The organism is Acinetobacter sp. WCHAc060033, assembly GCF_004209125.1.
GTDB classification, from domain to species: Bacteria; Pseudomonadota; Gammaproteobacteria; order Pseudomonadales; family Moraxellaceae; genus Acinetobacter; species Acinetobacter wuhouensis.
Genome location: NZ_SGSW01000219.1, coordinates 1 through 260, shown reverse-complemented (window position 1 = coordinate 260; position 260 = coordinate 1). Strand labels below are relative to the sequence as shown.

Genomic DNA, 260 nt, shown 5'->3' with positions numbered 1-260 from the left:
TGCGGAGGTCTTTAAGTGCAATTACTGTTTTATAATCACAACCTAGCTCATCTATCGTTTCGTAATCTGAATCAAACCAATCATTATCTTCTGCGCACCAAACCGATTTAAACTCTAGTGAGAAGTAAGCAATACCCCAATCACCAACACAGTACGTGTCGGCAGTTTTATCAGGCGCACCATCCACAATCTCTCTCGCCCTTTCAATCCCACCAACTTGCTCAATTAAGTCATGTTTAATCATGCCGCCACCTTCTCAT

At 42.3% G+C, this 260-nt stretch carries 1 pseudogene; it reads right to left on the bottom strand.

The annotated features are described in order from the left end of the window. Window positions 1–244, bottom strand: a pseudogene (locus EXE10_RS21330) (hypothetical protein); the annotation flags it as partial. Between the last annotated feature and the right edge of the window lie 16 nt (window positions 245–260).